This window comes from Lysinibacillus sp. GW247-5R2A, from assembly GCF_059424475.1.
In genome coordinates this window covers 505,582-526,982 of the sequence record NZ_JBWKZL010000001.1, presented here as the reverse complement: position 1 = coordinate 526,982, position 21,401 = coordinate 505,582, and the positions used below count along the sequence as shown (strand labels likewise).

Genomic DNA, 21,401 nt, shown 5'->3' with positions numbered 1-21,401 from the left:
CGGGCATTTGATCCTAATCAAATAATATCTAGATTTTCTAGACAAAAAATGGGGAACACAACATAGCGTGTTCCCTATTTTTCCGAAATGAACGAAAATAGCAATAGAATTTTCTATTCTGCCTTATTCACAACTAGCAATTATGGTTAGATATACTATAATGGAAAAGGGAATAGAGATTTTTTAAATAAAGTCTTACGGAGGTTTACAATGAGTGTACCGCAATATAAACGAGTAGTTATTAAACTAAGTGGTGAAGCGTTAGCTGGAGAAGCGGGCTTCGGTTTATCACCAAAAATAATCAAGTCTGTTGCAGAAGAAGTAAAAGAAGTAGTGGATCTTGATGTAGAAGTTGCTGTTGTTGTAGGTGGCGGTAACATATGGCGTGGAAAAATAGGTAGTGAAATGGGGATGGATCGTGCTGCAGCTGACTATATGGGCATGCTTGCAACAGTCATGAATTCCCTAGCGTTACAAGATGCTCTTGAAAAATTAGGCATTGAAACACGTGTTCAATCTTCTATCGTGATGACTCAAGTAGCGGAGCCATACATTCGTCGTAAAGCAGTTAGACATCTTGAGAAAAAGCGTGTCGTTATCTTTGCAGCAGGGACAGGTAATCCGTTCTTCTCAACTGATACGACAGCGGCATTACGTGCAGCAGAAATTGATGCAGATGCGATTTTAATGGCTAAAAACAATGTTGATGGCGTTTATTCTGCAGATCCAAAAGTGGATCAAACAGCCGTTAAATATGATACACTCACATACTTAGACGTTATCCAACAAGGCTTACAAGTAATGGATTCAACAGCTTCTACCCTATGTATGGATAACGATATTCCACTAATTGTTTTCTCAATTACGGAACAAGGCAATATTAAACGTGCTGTACTAGGCGAAAAAATCGGAACAGTTGTTAGGAGGAATGCATAATGGCAAAACAAGTATTAGAACAAGCAAAAGATAAAATGAACAAAACAATTGCAGCTTTCTCACGTGAACTATCTTCAATTCGTGCAGGTCGTGCAAACGCATCATTATTAGATCGCATTATGGTTGATTATTATGGAGCTCCAACACCAATCAATCAACTTGCGGGTGTTTCTGTACCAGAAGCTCGTTTATTAGTAATTACACCTTACGATAAAACAATTTTAGGTGAAATTGAAAAAGCAATTATGAAATCTGATATCGGTATTACACCAACAAATGATGGCTCTATCATTCGCTTAATGATCCCTGCTCTTACTGAAGAGCGTCGTAAAGATTTAGTGAAGCAAGTGAAAAAAGAAGCAGAAGACGCAAAAATTGCTGTACGTAATGTACGTCGTGATGCGAATGATGATTTGAAAAAACTTGAAAAAGCTGGCGAAATCACAGAAGACGATCTACGTGGCTATGGTGATGATATTCAAAAATTGACAGATGAATTCATTGTCAAAGTGGATCAAGTAACGAAAGATAAAGAAAAAGAAATTTTAGAGGTGTAAAACAAACGTTTTACATGTCTATGATGGAACTTTTTGATGAGATGAAGGCGTCCTATACTTTACAGGACGTCTTTTCTCTTTACCGTTCGAATATGAGCTGAATCAAAGAGAAAAGCTTAGATGAAATATACGATGTTATGCATCACATAAATATTGATACATTTTTTAACAAACTTATTCTTTAAGAATGTGTATAGTTCTAAAATACGCTAGTACATACATAGTCAATTTAGAGGGGAAAAAAAAGACAAAAAGCGCTTTTGTTTGTTATGATAGGTTAGTATACGTCCGATTAGTTGTAGTGGGGGAGTTAGCATGTTTAAAAAGCTATTAGGTAAACAAATAAATATGGATACACTATCATTGGAGGAGCGTGTGGCCCTAACTAAAAGCGAGCCGATTCCTGCCCATGTAGCGATTATTATGGACGGAAATGGACGTTGGGCAAAAAAACGAGCTATGCCACGTGTTGCTGGTCATCATGAGGGAATGAAAACAGTACGTAAAGTCACGAGATTTGCGTCGGATTTAGGCATAAAGGTATTAACCGTATATGCCTTTTCCACTGAAAACTGGAAACGCCCAAAACCTGAAGTAGATTTTCTCATGCGGCTACCAGTCGAGTTTTTAGGTTCCTTTTTACCCGAGATGATGGAACGCAATGTACGTGTCGAAATGATTGGGGATCCATCTTTATTACCTGCCCATACACAAAAAGCGTTGTATGAGGCAATGGAAGAAACGAAGCATAATACAGGCCTTATTTTAAATTTTGCGCTGAATTATGGAAGTCGTTCAGAGATGGTTAATGCCATGAAAATGATGCTTCAAAAAGTGCAGGACGGTCAATTAACAATGCAAGACCTAACAGAAGAATGCTTAACGTCTCATTTAATGACGGCCCATTTGCCTGAACCGGATTTATTAATTCGTACAAGTGGTGAAGTACGCTTAAGTAACTTTATGCTTTGGCAGCTTGCCTATACAGAATTTTGGTTTACAGATACATTGTGGCCAGATTTTAGTGAGGAAACCTTACTGGAAGCGGTGGAAAACTATCAAAAGCGTAATCGCCGTTATGGTGGGTTGAAGGGAGAAGAAACAACTTGAAACAACGAATTATTACCGCAATAATTGCAGCAGCACTTTTCATTCCATTCGTTATTTATGGAAAAGTACCATTTGCCATACTTGTGCTAGCAATGGCTATTGTCGGTTTTTATGAAATACTTAAGATGAAAGGTATTTCGATTTTTTCTGTGCCTGGCTTCTTAGGGTTGGTCACTTTAATTTTACTTGTCATACCGAAGGACTGGAGTGAAAAGGTTGTAGATTTAATAGGCTATTCGTCTAATTTAATGGTAGTCTATGGTCTAATGATGTTACTCCTGATTTACGTCGTTTTAGTAAAAAATAAAATAACCTTTGATGAAGTTGGTTTTATTTTATTAGGTGCATTTTATGTAGGCTTAGGGTTCCATTACTTAATTGAAACAAGGAATGTAGGCTTAGAGTACGTTGTCTATTGTTTATTAGTCGTTTGGACAACGGATTCAGGTGCCTATTTTGTCGGAAGAAAATTTGGTAAGAATAAGTTATGGCCTGAAATCTCACCAAAGAAAACGATTGAGGGCTTCATCGGTGGAATTGTCATTGCTGTCATTTTCGCTATTGGTATGCAACTCATTTACCCATTCGCAAATGGTTATATATCACTTGTAGTCGTAACAATTGTCGCTTCCATTATTGGTCAGATGGGCGACTTGGTAGAATCTGCTATTAAGCGTCATTTTGATGTAAAGGACTCAGGTAATATTTTACCAGGGCATGGCGGGATATTAGATCGCTTCGATAGTCTATTGTTCGTCGTGCCTTTGCTTCATTTTTTACATTTATTTGGTAATTAATCCGAATCTATTCATACATTTGCTTAGATAGAAAAAGGGGACAATGTGTTGTGAAAAAGATTAGTTTATTAGGTGCAACTGGTTCAATCGGTTGGCAAACCTACGATATTTTAAAAGAACAGCGTGAAGCTTTTCAATTAGTAGCTTTCTCTTCAGGGAAAAATATAGAGAAAACGCGAGAAATGATTGATAACTTAAAGCCTGAATTAGTTTCTGTACAGCTAGAAGAAGATGCGCTGCTGCTTGCTAAGGAGTATCCGACAATTCACTTTACATTTGGCGCAAAAGGCTTAGTGGAGGTTGCTACACATCCAGATTCGACGGTTCTTGTCAATGCTGTACTCGGAAGTGTTGGGCTGGAATCCACTTTAGCAGCCATTCGAATGGGCAAGACAATTGCTATTGCTAATAAAGAAACACTTGTGACAGCTGGACATTTAGTAATGGCTGAAGCGAAAAAATACAACGCAACTATTTTGCCTGTTGATAGTGAGCATTCCGCTATCTTCCAATCGATGAATGGTGAAAACCCAAAAAATATGGAACGTTTAATTATTACTGCTTCAGGTGGTAGCTTCCGTGATAAAACGAGGGACCAATTAAAACATGTCACTGTCGCTGACGCACTGAATCATCCGAATTGGTCGATGGGTGCAAAAATTACAATAGATTCTGCCACAATGATGAATAAAGGGTTAGAAGTTATTGAAGCGCATGTTTTATTTGATATGCCATATGAAAAAATAGATGTACTTTTGCATAGAGAAAGTATTATTCACTCTCTAGTTGAGTATCATGATACTAGTGTGATTGCTCAATTAGGTACACCAGATATGCGCGTTCCTATCCAATATGCCTTAAGTTACCCTGATCGAATCCCGTTACATAATGGTCAGCGATTGAATTTAGCGCAAATTGGTCAGCTACATTTTCAAGAAATGGACTTTGAACGTTACCCAGCATTGCGATTAGCATATGAGGCTGGCCGTACTGGTGGTACCATTTTAACTGCCATGAATGCAGCGAACGAAGCAGCAGTTGCAGCTTTTTTACAAGGGAAAATAACATTCCTTCAAATCGATGAGACAATTGAACGTGTGATGCAAGCACACCAAAACATTGCAATACCAGATTTACAAACGATTTTACAGGTGGACAGTGAAACAAGAAAAATAGTGTTAGACATGGTAAAATAACGAGAGCTATATATCGTTAACTAATCGCTTTTAAAGGTGGGGTATTATGCAAACAGCCATTGCATTTATTTTAATATTTGGTTTGCTCGTCTTCTTCCATGAACTTGGACACTTCTTATTCGCCAAACGAGCAGGTATTCTAGTACGTGAGTTTGCCATTGGAATGGGACCCAAAATTTATGGGAGAACACATGGAGAAACAATGTATACTGTTCGTTTATTGCCTATCGGGGGATATGTACGAATGGCTGGCGAAGATATGGATGGCACTGAATTACAGCCAGGCTATCGAATAGGGCTTGTTGTCAATGAAGATAATGTTGTTAAAAAAATCATTTTCAATCAAAATAATAAGCAATTACCAGATTTATTATTTTTAGAAGTTGAACGTGCTGATTTAGAAAAAGATTTGTTTGTAGAGGGCTATGATGAAGAAGAACGATTAGTTCGTTATCAGGTAGCGAGGGATTGTGTCCTTGTGGAAAATGGACGAGAGCTTGTCATTGCACCTCATGATCGTCAATTTAATTCTAAAACGGTTGGCCAACGAGCGATGACTATTTTTGCAGGACCATTTTTTAACTTTATTCTAGCTTTCGTGATTTATTTAGCTATTGGATTAATTCACGGAGTTCCAACATATGAGCCAGTAATCTCTGAAGTAGTAGAAAATAATCCGGCTGCGGAGGCTGGGATGCTTGCAGGAGATAGAGTTACAGCCATTGATGGACAAGCTGTTGAAAAGTGGCAGGATTTAGCTGCAATTATTCAGGATCATCCAAACGAAGAGATTATGGTGACCGTAGATCGAGATGGACAATCTATCAACTTAAATATGACAGTGAAGGAAGTCCAACAGGATGGAGAAAAGTATGGTCAAATTGGTGTGCTTTACGATAGCCCGAGAGAATTTAATCCACTAAAGGCTGTTGTCTATGGGGCACAAGAAACCTATAATATGACTGTCAAAATATTTGAGCTTCTAGGTATGCTGATTACTGGTAAGTTTACAATAGACGCTTTATCGGGTCCTGTAGGTATTTATAAAGCAACCGAGCAAGTAGCTCAATACGGTATTATGAACCTAATGAATTGGGCTGCAATGTTAAGTATAAATCTAGGAATTATGAACTTACTTCCATTACCTGCTTTAGATGGTGGTCGCTTATTATTCTTTGGTTTTGAAGCTTTACGTGGGAAACCAATTGACCGTCAAAAAGAAGGAATTGTTCATTTTGTAGGCATTGTTCTCCTAATGATTTTAATGGTAGTTGTCACATGGAATGATATACAGAGATTTTTCTTTTAATCAATGACTAGCAAATTCTAGCTTTACAATTAAAAGGAATTTTATTTATAGCTTTGGGCGCAATTTCTACGAAACATTGCGCTCAAAGCTAAATTTGTTTATGCTATTGAGAGTATAAACTTATCTATTAAAAAAGGTGGAACACTGAATGAAGCAAAGTAAAACATTTATCCCAACATTACGTGAAGTACCTGCTGATGCTGAGGTAAAGTCACATAAGCAATTACTACGTGCAGGGTTTATTCGTCAAAATACAAGTGGGGTATACTCGTATTTACCGTTTGCAAAACGTGTGTTATCAAAAATTGAAGCAATTATTCGAGAAGAGATGGAGGCCATCAATTCGATTGAGCTATTAATGCCATCTCTACAATCTGCTGAGCTTTGGCAAGAGTCAGGTCGCTGGGAAAAATACGGTCCAGAATTAATGCGCTTAAAAGACCGTCATGACCGTGATTTTGCATTGGGGCCAACACATGAAGAAGTAATTACAACTTTAGTACGTGATGAAATTAAATCTTATAAAAAATTACCGTTAACACTTTATCAAATTCAAACGAAATTCCGTGATGAAAAACGTCCTCGCTTTGGTTTACTACGAGGAAGAGAATTTATTATGAAAGATGCGTATTCCTTCCATGCATCTCGTGAAAGCTTAGATGAAACATATGATGATATGTACAGAGCCTATTCTAATATTTTCTCACGTCTTGGCTTAAACTATCGCGCTGTTATCGCTGATGCAGGTTCTATCGGCGGAAAAGGTACACATGAGTTCATGGTTCTTTCTGAAATTGGAGAAGATACAATTGCCTATTCAGATACATCTGACTATGCAGCAAATATTGAAATGGCTGAAGTCATTGCAGATTACCAGACAAGTGATGAAGCTTTAAAAGAAGTTGAAAAAGTAGCAACACCAGATCAAAAAACAATTGAGGAAGTTTCAGCATTCCTACAAGTAAAGTCTGCTAATGTTATAAAGTCTCTTGTCTTTGATGTAGATGGAGAGCTTGTAGTTGTTCTTGCGCGTGGAGATCATGAAATCAATGATATTAAATTGAAAAATGCTCTTGAAGCGGGTTCTGTAGAGCTTGCAAGTGAAGCAGCGATTCGTGAGCTATTAGGTTGTGGTGTTGGCTCTATTGGGCCAGTGAAGTTACCCGTAGACGTAAAAGTAGTAGCTGATCATGCGATTAAATCTATTCGTAATGGTATTGCAGGTGCGAATGAAGATGGATTCCATCTAGTAAATGTTAATCCTGAGCGTGATTTTGCTGTGAATGACTACTTAGATATTCGTTTTATTCAAGAGGGTGATCCTTCTCCAGATGGACAAGGTACGATTAAATTCGCGGAAGGCATTGAGGTTGGTCATATTTTCAAACTAGGTACTACTTATTCTGCTAAAATGAATGGTACTTTCCTAGATGAGCAAGGAAAATCTCAACCATTTATTATGGGTTGCTATGGTATTGGTGTTTCTCGTATTCTAGCTGCGGTAGCTGAGCATTTCCAAGATGAAAATGGCTTTACATGGCCAACGCAATTAGCTCCGTATGATATCCATGTTGTTCCTGTAAATACGAAAGATGAAGCGCAAGTAGCTTTAGCAGATGAGCTTTACGGCTTATTAAAATCATATCGCTATGATGTACTACTAGATGACCGTGCTGAGCGTGCTGGCGTTAAATTTGCGGACGCTGATTTAATTGGTTTACCTGTCCGCGTAACGGTTGGTAAAAAAGCAACAGAAGGTATTGTAGAAGTGAAGTTCCGACAAACTGGGGAAACATTTGAATGGAAAAAAGAAGAAGTGATTGACCGCTTAAATGAATTTTTCCGTAAAAATTAATAATCTCTTATGATTGGTTTTAAATGGAAGTGAATGCTTCTAATAGAGGCTTTCATGTAATTTTGATAAAATAGGAATAAATAAATTCGCGACAATTCTGCGGGACAGTGAGCCAAGCAAAGAAAAACAGATAGTCTAGACTCTCTGTTAAGCTTGAAGAGCGCCCGCAGTGAGGGAGCGAATTTTTTTCTGGCATTCTTGTCCTATGTTGAAGATGAATTAGAAAATGAGGCTTATACGGAATGCCTCCTTCTGAAAGTAGGTGTCGATAGATTGGAACAGCAACAAGAGGCAAGAACGAGATTTCGGATGCTTTTGCAGCAACTAGAGTTAACAGATGATGTGTACATGTCATTTTTTGAAGAAGGTGAGTTATCACGGCTAACGGTCCATAAAAAGGATAGACTATGGCATTTTACTATTCAATTACGTGATATACTACCATTTCCGCTATACCAGCTTTTCCGTACCCATTTAACAGATAAATTTTCAGCAATCGCACAGGTTTATACAACCATTGAGACACAAGAGAAAACTGTGACAGAGGAACTTGTCCAAGCTTATTGGCTAAATGTTGTTGAGCAAATTGATGAGATGGCACCAACATTGAAAAATTGCCTTATCTCTCAAGTGCCGATGTGGAATGGTCAGAAAATCACATTAGCCTGTATGCAGGAAATGGAATTTATGATGTTAAAAACGAAGTATGCTGACAAGCTAGCAGAAAGCTATTGTCAATTCGGTTTTCCAAAAATGGCGATAGATTTTGTGCTTCAAGAACAAACGGAAGAAATGATTGCTGCTCAGGAAGCGTTTATGGAACAAAAGCGTATGGAAGAAGCAGCTCTTTCTCAGCAAGCGATGCAGGATTTCCAAAAACGAGAGCAAGAGAAGAAGGACAATCCAGCTCTTGCGAACCTTGGTGATCGTCCATTCCAGCTTGGTATGCTTATTAAAGACGATGAAATTATGGAAATTAAACGCATTGTTGAAGAGGAGCGCCGTGTGATTGTTGAGGGCTTTGTCTTTGATGCAGAAATTAAAGTACTGAAAAGTGGACGTTCTTTATTACAAATTAAAATTACTGACTATACGGACTCTATCATCGTCAAAATGTTCTCACGTGATAATGACGATGCTGAATTGATGCAGCACCTAAAAAAGGGAATGTGGGTTAAAGTTCGAGGCTCCGTCCAAACAGATACATTTATTCGTGATTTAATCGTCATGGCTAATGATATTAATGAAATAAAAAAAGAAACACGTCAGGATCTAGCACCAGAGGGTGAAAAGCGAGTAGAGCTACATTTGCATACACCAATGAGCCAAATGGACGCTGTGACGCCCGTTGATCGACTAGTTGCACAGGCAGCAAAATGGGGTCATCCAGCAATAGCTATTACAGATCATGCTGTTGTACAATCCTTCCCTGAAGCCTATGCAGCAGGGAAAAAGCATGGTATTAAAGTAATTTATGGCTTGGAGGCTAATTTAGTGGATGATGGTGTCCCTATAGCTTATGCGCCAGAGCACCGCTTATTAGAAGAAGCCACTTATGTTGTCTTTGACGTGGAAACGACCGGGTTATCAACTGCTTACGATACAATTATTGAGCTGGCAGCAGTAAAAATTAAAGATGGCCAAGTTATTGATAAATATGAAAGCTTTGCAAACCCACATCATCCTCTTTCAGCAACGACTATTGAATTAACAGGTATTACGGATGATATGGTTCGTCATGCACCGGAAGTAGAGCAAGTGATAAAAGAGTTTCATGCATTTATTGGTGATGGGATTGTTGTCGCTCATAATGCGTCATTTGATATTGGTTTCTTGTATACAGGCTATAAAAAATTTGGTCTTGAAGGAACAACACATCCAGTCATCGATACATTAGAGCTAGCTAGATTGCTGTACCCAACAATGAAAAATCACCGTTTAAATACACTTTGTAAAAAATTCAATATTGAATTAACACAACATCACCGAGCGATATACGATACAGAGGCGACAGGCTATTTACTATTACAATTATTAAAAGATGCCGATGAATTAGTCATTAAATACCATGATGATTTTAATAAGCATATTGGTGGTGGGGACGCTTATAAAAAAGGTCGACCTATGCATTGTACTATTTTAGCTGTTGATAATGCGGGCTTAAAGAATTTGTTTAAAATTGTTTCACATGCCCATACAAAAACATTCTATCGAGTTCCTCGTGTGACAAGAGCTGTTTTAGAGCAATATCGAGAAGGTTTACTAGTCGGTTCTGGTTGTAGTAATGGTGAATTATTTGAAACGATGATGAATAAATCACCTGAGGAAGCCGAACAGGTAGCTAAATTCTATGATTATATTGAGGTACAACCGAAAGCGGTCTATGCTCCATTAATTGAGCGTAATGTCGTACGTGATGAATGGACATTAGAGGATATCATTCGAAAGCTCGTTAAGTTAGGGAAGAAGCTCGATAAACCAGTTGTGGCAACGGGAAATGTTCATTATTTAGACCCAACTGATGCTATGTTTAGACAAATACTTGTTGGCTCTCAAGGTGGTGCAAACATCTTAAATCGATCCAAGCTACCTGAGGTGCATTTTAGAACAACGGATGAAATGCTAAAAGAATTTGATTTCTTAGGACCAGATCTGGCTAAAGAAGTTGTTGTGACGAATGCACAAAAAGTAGCTGATAGCATTGGAGATGTTAAACCGATTAAGGATGATTTATATACACCCAAAATTGAAGGCTCTGATGATGAAGTAACCAACTTAACGTATGAAATGGCTCATCATATTTACGGTGAGGAGCTACCCGAAATTGTAAAAGCGCGCATTGAAAAAGAACTAAAATCTATATTAGGACATGGTTTTGGTGTAATTTATTTAATTTCTGCGAAGCTGGTGAAGAAATCATTAGCTGACGGTTATTTAGTAGGTTCTCGTGGTTCCGTAGGCTCTTCATTAGTGGCAACCTTTATGGAAATTACGGAGGTTAACCCATTGCCTCCGCATTATATCTGTCCAAATTGTAAGCATTCCGAGTTTTTTGATGATGGTTCGGTTAGCTCAGGCTTTGACTTACCAAATAAAGACTGCTCAGAATGTGGAACACCTTATAAAAAAGATGGACAAGATATCCCATTCGAAACCTTCCTTGGTTTTAAAGGGGATAAGGTACCCGATATCGATTTAAACTTTTCTGGTGAATACCAGCCGAAAGCCCATAACTATACCAAGGTATTGTTTGGTGAGGATTATGTGTACCGTGCAGGAACAATCGGTACGGTGGCTGAGAAAACAGCATATGGTTATGTCAAAGGCTATGCGAATGATCACAACTTACATTTCCGTGGAGCTGAGGTGGATCGTTTAGTGCAAGGATGTACAGGGGTCAAGCGAACTAGTGGGCAACACCCAGGGGGAATTATCGTAGTACCTGATTATATGGATATTTATGATTTCTCGCCAGTACAGTTCCCAGCAGATGCTCAGGATGCAGAATGGCGCACAACCCATTTCGACTTCCACTCGATTCATGATAATATTTTAAAACTAGATATACTTGGACACGATGATCCGACGGTTATTAGAATGCTACAGGATTTATCAGGAATAGATCCGAAAACGATTCCTACTGATGATCCTGTCGTCATGCAAATTTTTAGTTCACCTGAAACGTTAGGTGTCACTGAAAAACAAATTGGCTGTAAGACGGGAACATTGGGTATTCCTGAATTCGGTACTCGCTTCGTACGGCAAATGTTAGAGGATACAAAGCCTTCTACATTCTCAGAGCTTGTGCAAATTTCCGGATTATCTCATGGAACAGACGTATGGCTAGGTAACGCACAAGAATTAATTCATAACGGGACATGTGTCCTGAAAGAAGTAATTGGTTGTCGTGACGATATTATGGTGTATTTAATTTACCAAGGTCTAGAGCCATCGTTAGCATTTAAAATCATGGAGTCTGTACGTAAAGGGAAAGGCTTATCAGAGGAATTTGAAGCAGAGATGCTCGCCAATAAAGTACCAGGCTGGTATATCGAGTCCTGTAAAAAGATAAAATACATGTTCCCAAAAGCCCATGCTGCCGCATACGTATTAATGGCGGTTCGTATCGCTTGGTTTAAGGTCCATTTCCCAATCCTGTACTATGCAGCATATTTCACAGTACGTGCGGATGACTTTGATTTAATTTCTATGGTTCAAGGTTCACAAATGATTCGTGCACGTATTGACGAAATCAATTTAAAGGGTCTAGATGCTTCTACAAAAGAGAAGAACTTATTAACAGTAATGGAGCTAGCACTGGAAATGTGTGAACGAGGCATGAGCTTCCAGAAAGTTGACTTATACCGTTCGCAGGCAAGTGAATTTGTCATTGAAGGCAATACACTAATTCCTCCTTTTGATGCGATCCCAGGACTTGGTACGAACGTGGCCAAAACGATAGTGGCTGCTCGAGAAGATGGGGAGTTTTTATCGAAGGAGGATTTACAGCAACGAGGCCGTGTTTCGAAGACACTAATCGAATACATGGATCAGCTTGGCTGTTTAGAAGGTATGCCTGATGCCAATCAGTTATCACTCTTTTAAGATTGAATGAGCTGTTGATTCTTTCAAAGTCTAATCTGTAAAACCATTGCTATTTCAAAATCCTGTCACAATATGGTTATCTTGAATGAAGGAAATTTGCATTATACCAAGAACTATGCTATTCTAATGGTAATAATTTGTTGATATTTTTCCAGCAAAAGAGTGGGGCTTACCCGCTCTTTTCTGTTGTTATACCGTAGCAAACAAATTTTGACTAACAGCAGGTAAGACCGTAAAATTTCACCAAAGCAACTGGTGGAATTTCTGTTTTATTATGGTTCATTCCACTACGAATACTGTAATGAATGGTTGACACGCTAGAATAGATACAGGAGGAAATAATGAGCAAAGTACCATCTTTAATTGAAGAGCTCGCTAAACCAATAGTAGATGAGTTAAATCTGGAGTTAGTGGATATTGAGTTCGTAAAAGAAGGGCGTAACTGGTTTTTACGCGTCTATGTTGATACACCAGAAGGTAGCATCGACATTGACCAATGTGCTCAAGTCAGCGAACGACTAAGTTTGTTATTGGATGAAAAAGATCCAATTACACAAAACTATTATTTAGAAGTTTCATCACCTGGAGCGGAGCGTCCCTTAAAAAAGGATGCTGATTTTGAAAAGGCAATTGGTAAGTTTATTTATGTAAAAACCTATAAGCCCATTAACGACATGAAGGAATTCCAAGGCTACTTAACATCCTACGATGAACATACATTAGTGATGGAAGTGCGCATTAAAACGCGTAAAATTACAGTAACAATAGAACAAGAAAAAATCGCATTGGCACGATTAGCCATCGATTTTTAGCATAATGCATATTTAGGAGTGAAAACAAAATGAGTAGTGATTTGTTAGATGCGCTGAATGCGCTAGAAGAACAAAAGGGAATTTCAAGAGATGTGTTAATTGAAGCAATTGAGGCGGCATTAGTCACAGCTTACAAACGCAACTTCAACCAAGCACAAAATGTTCGAGTGGACTTAAATTTAGATAAGGGCTCTATTCGCGTGTTTTCACGTAAAGATGTTGTGGAAGAAGTAGAAGACGATCGTCTACAAATTTCTTTAGAGGACGCAAAGGTTATTAACCCAGCTTATCAATTAGAAGATATCGTGGAACAAGAAGTAACGCCACGTAACTTCGGCCGTATTGCTGCTCAAACAGCTAAACAGGTCGTAACACAACGCGTACGTGAAGCGGAACGTGGTTTAATCTACGAGCAATATGTCGATCGTGAAGATGATATCGTAACAGGTGTTGTGGAACGTTTAGATGCGCGAAATATTTATGTAGGTTTAGGTAAAGTAGAAGCGGCATTGCCAGTTAATGAGCAAATCCAAGGCGAAACTTATCGTCCGCATGATCGCATCAAAGTATATATTACAAAAGTAGAACGTACAACACGCGGTCCACAAGTGATTGTATCTCGAACACATCCTGGTTTATTACGCCGATTATTTGAGATGGAAGTACCTGAAATTTACGAAGGAATTGTAGAGATTAAATCGATTGCTCGTGAAGCAGGAGATCGCTCAAAAATTTCTGTCTATGCACATAACGAAGAAGTAGATCCAGTAGGTTCTTGTGTTGGAGCTAAAGGTGCTCGTGTACAAACAATTGTTAACGAATTAAACGGCGAAAAAATCGATATCGTAGAATGGTCGGAAGATCCTGTTGTATTCGTTGCCAATGCACTTAGCCCATCGAAAGTTTTAGATGTTCAAGTAAACGAAGAAGAAAAATCTACAACAGTTGTTGTACCAGACTATCAATTATCGCTAGCTATTGGTAAACGTGGCCAAAATGCCCGTTTAGCTGCGAAACTTACTGGCTGGAAAATTGATATTAAGAGTGAGACAGATGCTCGTGAATTAGGTATCTATCCATCTGCTACAAGCACTTTCGTACCTGCTGAAGATGAAGAAAGTGATCTTGATGAAGTGGCAGTAGATTTATATCAAGACGACGAAGAATAAGTAAGAAAGCCCGTGTGACGAGTTACCTGACAGTATTCAGTGGGCCCCCTACGCCGACTGAATACTGTCAGAGCGTCAAGTAGAGCACGACTTGTCCACCTCTTACGACAAGCTTCAGAGAGGAATGGTGATTCTTATGGCTGTTAACAAAAAAATACCTCTTCGTAAATGCGTAGCAACTGGAGAAATGCTGGCAAAGAAAGAAATGATACGTGTTGTTCGTTCAAAAGAGGGCGAAGTAAGTGTAGATATCTCCGGGAAAAAACCTGGGCGTGGTGCCTATGTCTCTAAATCAGAGAAGGCAATTGATATCGCTCGTAAGAAAAATGTATTGGGGCACCAACTTGATGTGAAAATTCCTGAAGAAATTTACGAGGAGCTTATTTTGCTAATTCGTAGGGAGTCAATTTTATGATTAATCAAGCAATATTTAATTTGCTTGGAATTGCGGCAAGAGCCCGTAAAGTGATTTCAGGAGAAGAGTTAGTAGTAAAGGAAGTCCGTAATGGCAATGCTAAGTTAGTACTGCTTGCAAACGATGCTTCTAAAAACTCAAGTAAGAAGATTCAAGATAAGTGCACGTACTACAACGTTGAGTATCATGTAATTGGAGATCGTTACGATCTAGGACATGCTACAGGTAAGGAGGCCCGAGTGGCTTTAGCGATTACCGATAAAGGTTTTGCAAGTAAATTGTCTAGTCTACTCAACGAAAAATAATCGGGGGTGAGCAGATGACCAAAATCAGAGTTCATGAATATGCGAAACAAGTGAATAAAACGAGTAAAGAGGTTATTGAAGCACTTAGTAAATTAAATGTGAGTGTAACTAATCATATGTCTATGTTAGAGAAAGACATCGTGTCAAAGTTAAACCAAACATTTAAAGCAACACCTGAGAAAAATGTAGGAAAACAAGCAACTCAAAACATATCACAAAAACCTCAATCGAACGGTCAACAAAACCATTCGGTGAAAAAGCAAGAAGGTCAAAGGCAGCAATCTGCTACTTCTAAGCCTAAAGCAAATAATCAGCAACACACACAGCAACACTCAAATTCGTCTAACGAAAAATCTAAGAATGCAAAAGGTAATCAAAACAGAAATATGACACAAAATAATAATAATAACAATAATAATAATAATCGTAGAGGTGGCGGTGGTTACAACCAACGTCCAAAACCAGGGATTCATGGAGGCAAACGTCGCCATCCAAAAACGCATCAACCATCAATACCGCTTAAACAAAAGGAACTTCCAGAAAAAATTACTTTTGTTGAATCATTATCAGTAGCAGAATTAGCAAAAAAATTACACCGTGAGCCATCTGAAATTATCAAAAAATTATTCATGCTTGGGGTAATGGCAACAATTAACCAAGAATTAGATAAGGATGCAATTGAATTAATTTGCGCAGACTATGGTGTAGAAGTGGAAGAAGAGATTCGTGTAGATATTACGGACTTAGAAACACACTTCGAGCAAACAGAAGAAGTAAATGAAGCTGAATTATCAGAACGTCCGCCAGTTGTGACAATCATGGGTCACGTTGACCACGGTAAAACAACATTATTAGATTCAATTCGTAATACTAAAGTGACTGCAGGTGAAGCTGGAGGCATTACGCAGCATATCGGTGCCTACCAAGTAACAGAAGGTGACAAGAAAATCACTTTCCTTGATACACCAGGACACGCTGCTTTCACAACAATGCGTGCACGTGGTGCAAAAATAACGGATTTAACTATTTTAGTTGTAGCTGCTGATGATGGTGTAATGCCACAAACAGTAGAAGCAATCAATCACGCTAAAGCTGCAGAAGTACCAATTATTGTAGCTGTGAATAAAATGGATAAACCGTCTGCAAATCCAGATCGTGTGATGCAAGAATTAACTGAACATGGCTTAGTTCCTGAAGCATGGGGTGGCGAAACAATTTTCGTACCAATTTCTGCATTAAAAGGTGAAGGCATTGACACATTACTAGAAATGATTTTACTTGTAGCAGAAGTAGGAGAACTAAAAGCAAATCCTGACCGTTTAGCTCTTGGAACAGTAATTGAAGCGCAGCTAGACAAAGGACGCGGTTCAGTTGCTACGCTGTTAGTACAAGATGGTACATTAAAAGTGGGTGACCCAATCGTTGTCGGTCATACATTTGGTCGAGTTCGTGCAATGGTGAATGATAAAGGCCGTCGTGTGAAAGAAGCTGGACCATCAACACCAGTAGAAATTACAGGTTTAAATGATGTACCTCAAGCAGGGGACCGTTTTGTTGTCTTTGAAGATGAAAAAACAGCTCGTCAAGTTGGGGAAACTCGTGCAATGTCAGCTATCCAAGCACAACGTTCTGAAAAACAACGTGTAACGCTTGATAACTTATTTGAGCAAATGAGCCAAGGCGAAATGAAAGAGCTGAACTTAATCGTTAAGGCAGACGTACAAGGTACTGTAGAAGCAATGGCTGCTTCATTAATGAAAATTGATGTAGAAGGCGTAAATGTGAAAATTATTCACACGGGTGCAGGTGCCATTACGGAATCTGATATTTCTCTTGCTGCCGCTTCCAATGCGATTGTTATTGGTTTCAATGTACGTCCAGATGTCAATGCAAAACGTGCTGCCGAAGAAGAAGGCGTAGATATTCGTTTACACCGTATCATTTACAAAGTAATTGAAGAGATTGAGCAAGCAATGAAAGGTATGCTTGATCCTGAGTTTGAAGAAAAAATTATTGGTCAAGCAGAAGTTCGCCAAACAATTAAAGTATCAAAAGTTGGTACAATTGCTGGTTCGTATATCATTGAAGGAAAAGTAACACGCGATTCAGGCGTTCGTGTAATTCGTGATAACGTAGTTATTTTTGAAGGTGAATTAGATACGCTTAAGCGTTTCAAAGACGAAGTAAAAGAAGTAGCAAGAGGATACGAATGTGGTATTACGATTACAAACTTCAACGATATTAGAGAAGGCGACATTATTGAAGCCTACATTATGGAAGAAGTTAAACGAGTATAATGATTGTATACGCAGAGGTTGAATTTATCATTCAAACTGCCCATTCGTTAAAAGAAAAACGTGCTGTCTTACAGCGTATGATTACCCGCACTAAACAGAAGTTTAATGTTTCTATTGCGGAAATTGACCATCAAAACGTATGGCAGCGCACAAAATTAGCACTTGTAGCTGTTTCTTCATCGAAGGAAGCAGCTGAACGAGAAATTAATCACGCGCTCCACTATTTAGAGTCAAATCCGTCATGGGAACAGCTTAATGTGTGGCGAGACTATTTATAAGCAATAGGAGGTAGTTGAGATAGCTAAGTAGCATGAAAAGATCAACTACCTGTACATCGAAATAGAGGTGACAAATTATGTCTCTACGTTCAAACCGTGTTGCTGAGCAAATGAAAAAAGAGCTTGGCGATATTATTGGCCGTAAAATTAAAGATCCGCGTGTTGGTTTTGTTACTGTTACAGGTGTTGAGGTAACGGGTGATTTACAGCAAGCGACTATTTATATTACATCTTTAGGCAATGAACGTGAACGCGAGGAAACGATTAAAGCTTTAGTAAAAGCTTCCGGTTTCATTCGATCAGAAATTGGTTCACGTATCCGTTTACGACGCACACCAGAATTAATCTTTGAATTCGATTCATCGATTGAGTACGGAAACCGTATTGATACATTGCTAAGAGGTTTACACAAAGAATAAGCTGAAAAAGTCTGCCACTTGCATGTTCATGCAGGCAGGCTTTTTATCTTCATAAAGAAGTTTTTTGATCTGGTAATAATGCAAGATAAATTTTATTTATAAGGCAATTTGGGAGGATGTATATGAACGGTATTTTACCGCTTTGGAAAGAAAGAGGCATGACAAGCCATGATTGTGTCTTTAAGCTGCGTAAAATTTTACGCACAAAAAAGGTTGGGCATACAGGGACTTTAGATCCGGGTGTGGAAGGTGTACTACCAATTTGTATTGGCCAAGCCACTCGAATTGCAGAATATTTAACAGATGCAGGAAAAACCTATGAAGCTATTATTTCCATTGGTCGCACAACGACAACGGAGGATGCAGAGGGCGAAACGGTTGCAGAGGATCCTTCAGTTAAGAAGGTTTCTCGTGAGCAGTTGCAAGAGGTTTTAGCTTCATTAACAGGTGTTATTGAGCAAACTCCACCAATGTTTTCAGCGGTCAAGGTAAATGGTAAACGTCTCTATGAATATGCTCGAAAAGGTGAAACAGTTGAAAGACCTACTCGTCAAGTTACCATTTATGCTTTAGAGCTTCTCGATGACCGTGAATCCTACGAGGGGCAGGAGATAACATTCCCAGTTCGTATCGATTGTAGTAAAGGGACTTATATCCGTACATTAGCTGTCCAAATTGGGGAGGCTCTTGGTTATCCAGCACATATGAAAGAGCTCGTACGTACTGCTTCAGGTACCTTTACACGCGATAACTGTTTTACGCTAGCACAGGTGGCGGAGCTTATGGATGCAGAGCAGGTGACTACTTGTATTTTACCTGTTGAGTATGCATTAACAGACTATCCATATATTGAGATTACCTCTGCCATTGAAAAAGAAATTTTCAATGGACAGGTGCTTCCAGCAGATACATTGTTAGAGATACATGATAAAATTGTCTTTGGAATCAATGGAAAGGCAGTTGCGGTTTATCAAGCTCACCCTACAAAGGCAGGTTTGATGAAACCACACAAGATGTTTCCGACGATAGAGTAGGAGGATTTTTCAATGGAGGTCATTCATTTAAAATACCCACATCAATTACAGCAAAGAGAAAGCATGCAGCCCTATTCATTAGCGCTTGGCTTTTTTGATGGTGTACATAGAGGGCATCAGGCTGTTATCAAGGCGGCAAAGGAAGAAGGAGAAAAGCGTCAAATTCCAAGTGCAGTAATGACATTTGACCCGCATCCATCATTAGTCCTTGGAGGGCGTAACGAAAAGGTTTTTTATATTACCCTCTTACAGCAGAAATTACAGCTTTTTGAAGAACAAGGCGTGGATACAGTATTTGTTGTCCATTTCACTTCTGATTTTGCTAAGCTATCTCCAGCCGCATTTATTGATACATTTATTCGTGGATTAAATATTCAACATGTGACGGCTGGCTTCGATTATTCATTTGGGGCATTTGGTAAAGGGACAATGGAAGATATGCGTGCATTAAGTGATGGTGATTATGGTGTGACAATTGTTGAGAAGAGAACGGATGATGTAGAGAAAATCAGTTCAACCCGTATTCGCCAACTTTTACAAGAGGGTGATATGGAAGCGGCGAGAACATTATTAGGACGGCCATTTGAAATTAACGGAATGGTTGTACATGGTGATAAACGTGGTCGAACAATTGGCTTCCCAACTGCAAATGTCCAAGCTTTAGAAGGCACCTTTATTCCGGCAAGTGGGGTCTATGCAGTTCGTCTACTAGTCCAAAATGCTTGGTATGATGGTGTCTGCAATGTAGGGTACAAACCAACGTTTAAAGATCCAAACGATAAGCAATTGTCCATTGAGGTTCATATTTTAAATTTTGATAAAAATATTTATGGCGAAGAAGTACATGTAGCTTGGTATAAACGTATTCGAAGCGAAAGAAAATTTGACGGTATTGATGCTTTAAAAACGCAAATCGAAAAAGATAAACAAGAAGCTATACAATATTTTAACAATCTACAATAGAGTCAACGAAGTAACTGTTTTTACTTGCTTGACCCAATCATTTATGGTAACATTCATAAGTGCATAATGCTCAACCTTAGCTCGGTATATCGAAGACTCCAACGTTTACTGTGCTAGTGGGGATAAATAATTTTTCTTAGGAGGTCCATACAAATGGCTATTACAAAAGAACGTAAAAATGAAATTATCGCTGAGTACCGTACTCACGAAAGTGACACTGGTTCACCAGAAGTACAAGTTGCAGTATTAACAGCAGAAATCAATGCTCTAAATACTCACTTACGTACGCACAAAAAAGATTTCCACTCTGAGCGTGGTCTTCTTAAAATGGTAGGTCGTCGTCGTCACTTATTAAAATATCTTCGTGAAAATGACGTACAACGTTACCGTGAACTAATCAACCGTTTAGGCTTACGTCGCTAATTACAGCGGACTGTAGACAAACTTATGTTTTGTCTACAGTCTTTTTTTATTGAAAAAAATAGAAATGACCTTCTAAGGTAGTTCACTTCTCGTCTCCATTTTTATTTTGTTCGATAATAAGCCATAACTTTTTTACGCTCCGGTGAACGAGCTAGAAAAAACATGTTCTAGCCAATAAAAGGGTGATATATTCTAATCACATTTCGCAACCAAATTCAACCAGTCCTATATGAATCTAGCTTTAGTGTCCAATCAAGTTGAATCAAGAACGAATTGAATAGTAGTTGTTTTTATTTAGCCATGAATGGCCTATAACAGCTTACTTCAGCTTGTGAAATGTGAAAACAAAATTTTATGGTGAGAAGGTGCAGTTGGATGTTTAATAAAATATTAAGAGAGAATAATATTGTTGCAGGGATTTTGACAATTATTCGCATCTATCTAGGTTGGCATTGGCTAACAGCCGGTTGGGGAAAATTGATGAATGGATTTGATGCATCCGGTTTTTTAGCAAATGCAATAGAAAATCCAGTAACTAGCGGCGAGGATGTAGCATACCCACTATATGTAAAGTTTATTGAAACTTTTGCTTTACCTAATGCTGAAATTATTAATTTCCTTATTCCTTGGGGAGAGTTTTTAGTTGGCCTAGGATTAATACTTGGATGTTTAACAACGTATGCTGCATTTTTTGGGATGGTTATGAATTTTGCATTTTTAATGGCAGGTACTATATCAAGTAATCCTTGGGATATTTTACTCGCTATCTTTATAGCAGTAGCTGGTTTCAATGCCGGTAAGTTTGGATTGGATCGTTTCGTCATTCCAGCTATCAGCAATAAGATCCAAACAGCAAAAAACAAAGATAAAATAGCTAGACCGCTGTCTAAAACTACATAATTTACATATAGAAGACATTAA

Annotated in this window: 19 protein-coding genes; all 19 read left to right on the top strand. The window is 38.6% G+C overall.

Going from position 1 to position 21,401, the window contains the following annotated elements:
- Nucleotides 1-210: 210 nt before the first annotated feature.
- Complete coding sequence (gene pyrH, locus AC07YC_RS02580; RefSeq protein ID WP_008181404.1) at nt 211-936, top strand: UMP kinase; 726 nt, start codon at nt 211-213, stop codon at nt 934-936.
- A complete protein-coding gene (frr, locus tag AC07YC_RS02575; protein ID WP_025113959.1) occupies nt 936-1,493 on the top strand; it encodes a ribosome recycling factor in 558 nt (185 codons plus the stop codon). The genes pyrH and frr overlap by 1 nt, the downstream gene beginning before the upstream one ends.
- Before the next feature lie 315 nt (nt 1,494-1,808).
- On the top strand, nt 1,809-2,603 hold the full coding sequence (uppS, locus tag AC07YC_RS02570; RefSeq protein ID WP_008181400.1) for an undecaprenyl pyrophosphate synthase: 795 nt from the start codon (nt 1,809-1,811) through the stop codon (nt 2,601-2,603).
- Nucleotides 2,600-3,400 carry a phosphatidate cytidylyltransferase gene (locus AC07YC_RS02565; RefSeq protein ID WP_494918297.1) on the top strand — a complete coding sequence of 267 codons (801 nt, stop codon included), beginning with the start codon at nt 2,600-2,602 and terminating at the stop codon, nt 3,398-3,400. The genes uppS and AC07YC_RS02565 overlap by 4 nt, the downstream gene beginning before the upstream one ends.
- Before the next feature lie 50 nt (nt 3,401-3,450).
- Nucleotides 3,451-4,596, top strand: coding sequence for a 1-deoxy-D-xylulose-5-phosphate reductoisomerase (gene dxr / locus AC07YC_RS02560; RefSeq protein WP_336634330.1), 1,146 nt, complete (start codon nt 3,451-3,453; stop codon nt 4,594-4,596).
- Nucleotides 4,597-4,642: 46 nt separating this feature from the next.
- Nucleotides 4,643-5,905, top strand: coding sequence for an RIP metalloprotease RseP (gene rseP, locus AC07YC_RS02555; protein ID WP_336634329.1), 1,263 nt, complete (start codon nt 4,643-4,645; stop codon nt 5,903-5,905).
- A gap of 148 nt (nt 5,906-6,053) precedes the next feature.
- Nucleotides 6,054-7,760 carry a proline--tRNA ligase gene (locus AC07YC_RS02550; RefSeq protein ID WP_494918296.1) on the top strand — a complete coding sequence of 569 codons (1,707 nt, stop codon included), beginning with the start codon at nt 6,054-6,056 and terminating at the stop codon, nt 7,758-7,760.
- A gap of 273 nt (nt 7,761-8,033) precedes the next feature.
- Nucleotides 8,034-12,365 (top strand): PolC-type DNA polymerase III, encoded by a 4,332-nt coding sequence (locus AC07YC_RS02545; RefSeq protein WP_336634327.1) that lies wholly within the window; start codon nt 8,034-8,036, stop codon nt 12,363-12,365.
- 341 nt (nt 12,366-12,706) lie between these two features.
- The gene (rimP, locus tag AC07YC_RS02540; protein WP_025113965.1) at nt 12,707-13,177 is read left to right on the top strand and encodes a ribosome maturation factor RimP; all 471 of its coding nucleotides are present in this window, start codon (nt 12,707-12,709) and stop codon (nt 13,175-13,177) included.
- 29 nt (nt 13,178-13,206) lie between these two features.
- Nucleotides 13,207-14,346 carry a transcription termination factor NusA gene (gene nusA, locus AC07YC_RS02535; RefSeq protein WP_336634326.1) on the top strand — a complete coding sequence of 380 codons (1,140 nt, stop codon included), beginning with the start codon at nt 13,207-13,209 and terminating at the stop codon, nt 14,344-14,346.
- 136 nt (nt 14,347-14,482) lie between these two features.
- Nucleotides 14,483-14,761 carry an RNase P modulator RnpM gene (rnpM, locus tag AC07YC_RS02530; RefSeq protein ID WP_025113966.1) on the top strand — a complete coding sequence of 93 codons (279 nt, stop codon included), beginning with the start codon at nt 14,483-14,485 and terminating at the stop codon, nt 14,759-14,761.
- A complete protein-coding gene (locus AC07YC_RS02525; RefSeq protein WP_008178997.1) occupies nt 14,758-15,066 on the top strand; it encodes a YlxQ family RNA-binding protein in 309 nt (102 codons plus the stop codon). Before rnpM ends, AC07YC_RS02525 begins: the two co-directional genes overlap by 4 nt.
- Nucleotides 15,067-15,080: 14 nt before the next feature.
- The gene (gene infB, locus AC07YC_RS02520; RefSeq protein ID WP_008178989.1) at nt 15,081-17,363 is read left to right on the top strand and encodes a translation initiation factor IF-2; all 2,283 of its coding nucleotides are present in this window, start codon (nt 15,081-15,083) and stop codon (nt 17,361-17,363) included.
- Nucleotides 17,363-17,641, top strand: coding sequence for a DUF503 domain-containing protein (locus AC07YC_RS02515; RefSeq protein WP_008178987.1), 279 nt, complete (start codon nt 17,363-17,365; stop codon nt 17,639-17,641). Before infB ends, AC07YC_RS02515 begins: the two co-directional genes overlap by 1 nt.
- 77 nt (nt 17,642-17,718) lie before the next feature.
- Complete coding sequence (gene rbfA / locus AC07YC_RS02510) at nt 17,719-18,060, top strand: 30S ribosome-binding factor RbfA (protein WP_336634325.1); 342 nt, start codon at nt 17,719-17,721, stop codon at nt 18,058-18,060.
- A 122-nt stretch (nt 18,061-18,182) separates the two neighbouring features.
- Nucleotides 18,183-19,094: a tRNA pseudouridine(55) synthase TruB gene (gene truB / locus AC07YC_RS02505; RefSeq protein ID WP_494918295.1), complete on the top strand. Its 912-nt coding sequence runs from the start codon at nt 18,183-18,185 to the stop codon at nt 19,092-19,094.
- Nucleotides 19,095-19,106: 12 nt separating this feature from the next.
- Complete coding sequence (ribF, locus tag AC07YC_RS02500; protein ID WP_336634323.1) at nt 19,107-20,057, top strand: riboflavin biosynthesis protein RibF; 951 nt, start codon at nt 19,107-19,109, stop codon at nt 20,055-20,057.
- 153 nt (nt 20,058-20,210) lie between these two features.
- Nucleotides 20,211-20,480, top strand: coding sequence for a 30S ribosomal protein S15 (gene rpsO / locus AC07YC_RS02495; RefSeq protein WP_336634322.1), 270 nt, complete (start codon nt 20,211-20,213; stop codon nt 20,478-20,480).
- A gap of 375 nt (nt 20,481-20,855) precedes the next feature.
- On the top strand, nt 20,856-21,380 hold the full coding sequence (locus tag AC07YC_RS02490; RefSeq protein WP_494918294.1) for a DoxX family protein: 525 nt from the start codon (nt 20,856-20,858) through the stop codon (nt 21,378-21,380).
- Nucleotides 21,381-21,401 lie beyond the last annotated feature (21 nt).